3 protein-coding genes and 1 pseudogene are annotated in these 2,689 nt (G+C 33.6%); 3 read left to right on the forward strand and 1 reads right to left on the reverse strand.

Going from position 1 to position 2,689, the window contains the following annotated elements; all coding sequences use genetic code 11:
- A pseudogene (locus ACIPNH_RS03860) lies at nucleotides 1-135 on the forward strand (patatin-like phospholipase family protein); the annotation flags it as partial.
- A gap of 201 nt (nucleotides 136-336) precedes the next feature.
- Here the strand turns inward: ACIPNH_RS03860 and ACIPNH_RS03865 are convergent.
- A complete protein-coding gene (locus tag ACIPNH_RS03865) occupies nucleotides 337-480 on the reverse strand; it encodes a hypothetical protein (protein WP_226079608.1) in 144 nt (47 codons plus the stop codon).
- 529 nt (nucleotides 481-1,009) lie between these two features.
- Between ACIPNH_RS03865 and ACIPNH_RS03870 the strand changes: the two genes are divergently transcribed.
- Complete coding sequence (locus tag ACIPNH_RS03870) at nucleotides 1,010-1,225, forward strand: ankyrin repeat domain-containing protein (protein ID WP_400771844.1); 216 nt, start codon at nucleotides 1,010-1,012, stop codon at nucleotides 1,223-1,225.
- Between the two features lie 210 nt (nucleotides 1,226-1,435).
- Nucleotides 1,436-2,689, forward strand: a 1,254-nt coding sequence (locus ACIPNH_RS03875; RefSeq protein WP_400771638.1) for an IS110 family RNA-guided transposase, incomplete at its 3' end; no start/stop codon positions are given.

The following is a 2,689-nucleotide window of genomic DNA, read 5'->3' on the forward strand; positions in this document are numbered from 1 at the left end:
TTGAAAGTAGCATCGACTGAGATGGACAATATTACACTCAAAAATATCAAATTTCTTCAGCAAGAGGCAAGTAAAATGATAGAGGATAACCAGAAAGTGATAGACAAATTCTGCAAGCAAAATCCAAAACTATAACTGAGCTAGAAAAACGAAATAAGCGAGTTTCTAGTATCTACTTTAATAAATTTACTAAAATATTTTTTTAATATTATATATTGAATACAGAAGCACAAGAATTTCATTCAGCAATGCAGATAATTAATTATGTAATCACCTTTGTTGATATTTTAATATATTGTATAGAAATCAGTAAACTAATGTTGCTTTTAATTCAGGTTAAGTTTTGGAAGCGTGATTTTCAAGTTCCTCAATAGATAAATCTGTTATTTTAGAAATAGCATCAACAGAAACGTCCAACATACGTAGATTATTTGCAACCTTTATTGACTCTGCTTTGTAAATCGGGAATGTTGCTACCAAATGTTGACATTAAACTTTATGATATGAGGTATCTTTGATGTTTTTACGCTACTAAATTCATGATATCCATCTCTTGGCGATTTAAGCCTATTTTTAGAGTATTGATAAAAAGACGATAAGACCCCTTCTACATCTAAAGCCTAAAATGCAATTCTCAGATGATCTCTGACAGACGTTTTTTTCATCAACACATTCAAAACAATAAAAAGATTGAATATTTCTTCACAATTGTGTATAATTATTAATGCTTTGGTGCACGTAACGATTATACTTTAAAAAGAATGTTGGCTACTGAGAAGAATGAAGACATCATCATCAGCGAAAAAAAAGGGCAAAAAACAGAGAAATTTGATGCAACTACTTAAGAAAGGTGTCTCTATTGCAGCTGAGACAGCTGATCACTCATGATCAAATAAAAAAGTTATAAGCACACAGATTGGATTACAGTATCTTTTTTAAGAAGAAGATTTATCTTGCTTAAAAACTTGTAGATACTATATTTTACATAAATTCTTCATGCGAGGCCTTTATGTTTACTAATAGAATATCTAATAATCTGGATCAGCTACAATTTTTTGTAGAGTTTTTAAATGAAAATTATGAAACTCAGAAACATCTTAGTCTTACACCACTACATTTAGCAGCAGGAAATGGTCAGTTGGATTTAGTCAACACTTTATTAGGAGCGTCGAACAAGAAAAAAATCTTGTTAAACCGGAAAGAAACTATTTCTTCACTTCCATAGCAATTTTTATATATAATTTATCAAGAAGTACTTCTGCAGTTATAACCGACTGATCAATGGTGCTTAAGTGCCCGTTTAGGAGCGTGGTTTTGGAGGAACGGTTAAACCACTGATGGAGTCTATTATGACTACCTCGATTAGAAGATTGTATAATCTAACCGTCCCAAGCTTAAGTGCTTCTCCATTATAAGTTATAGTAGGATAATTACCATGATAAAGGCAAAAAGTAAACTAGAAATAGTGAATCCTGATACAGCAGGAATTGATATCGGCTCAGCTGTACATTATGTATGTGTACCTGAAGGAAGAGATGAACAACGTGTCAAAAAATTTGGATGCTTTACAGTTGATCTTCATAACTTAGCAGGGTGGTTAAAGAAATGTAAAATTAGAACAGTAGCTATGGAATCAACAGGAGTATATTGGATTCCTTTGTTTCAAATACTTGAGTCATATGGATTTGAGGTAAAATTGGTAAATGCACGATATATTAAGAACGTGCCTGGTAGAAAATCCGACGTTCAAGACTGTCAATGGTTACAACAATTACACAGCTATGGATTACTCCATGGGTCGTTTAGACCTGATGATCAAATGTGTGTGTTGCGTAATTACGTTAGGCAACGTAGCAACCTGATTGAAAGTGCATCCACACATATTCTACGTATGCAAAAAGCGTTAATTCAAATGAACGTTCAATTACACAAAGTCATAAGTGATATTACTGGAGTAACCGGTATGCAAATTATCAAAGCAATAATTGAAGGTGAAAGGAATCCTGAAAAATTATCAGAATTGAGAGATGTACGGATAAAAAATGATAGATCTACCATGGCAAAAGCGCTAAAAGGCGACTACAGAAAGGAACTCTTATTTGTGTTAAAGCAAGAATTTGAATTGTATAATATTTATCAGGAAAAAATAGCAGAATGCGACAAAAGCATCGAACAATATTACAAAACATTTGAAACAAAATCTGACGAGAATAAGCGATGCAGCAAAATAAAGAATAGGTTTTCAAAAAACAGACCAGACTTTCCTTTACACGAAGAACTGTATAGAGTAACCGGTATTGATTTTACTAAAGTTCCTGGGCTTGATGTGCTAACTATACAAACAATTATCTCAGAAGTTGGTTTGAACCACGATAAATGGCCATCAGAGAAGCACTTTACTTCTTGGTTGGGGCTAAGTCCTGCTAATAAAGTTACAGGGGAAAAAGTATTTGGGACGAGAACTCGCAAAGTTATTGCTCGTGCTGCAAATGCTTTTAGGATGGCTGCCCAATGTGTGTCAAGAAGCAACAGTGGGATTGTTGCATATTGCAGAAGGTTAAAAAAACGACTAGGAGCACCGAAAGCGATTACCGCTACGGCTAGGAAATTGGCGTGCATTTTTTATAGTATGCTAAAGTATGGACAGGAATATGTAGAGAAGGGCATTGATTACTATGAAAAGTTATAT

This window comes from Wolbachia endosymbiont of Drosophila barbarae, from assembly GCF_044752445.1.
Taxonomy (GTDB): Bacteria; Pseudomonadota; Alphaproteobacteria; order Rickettsiales; family Anaplasmataceae; genus Wolbachia; species Wolbachia pipientis.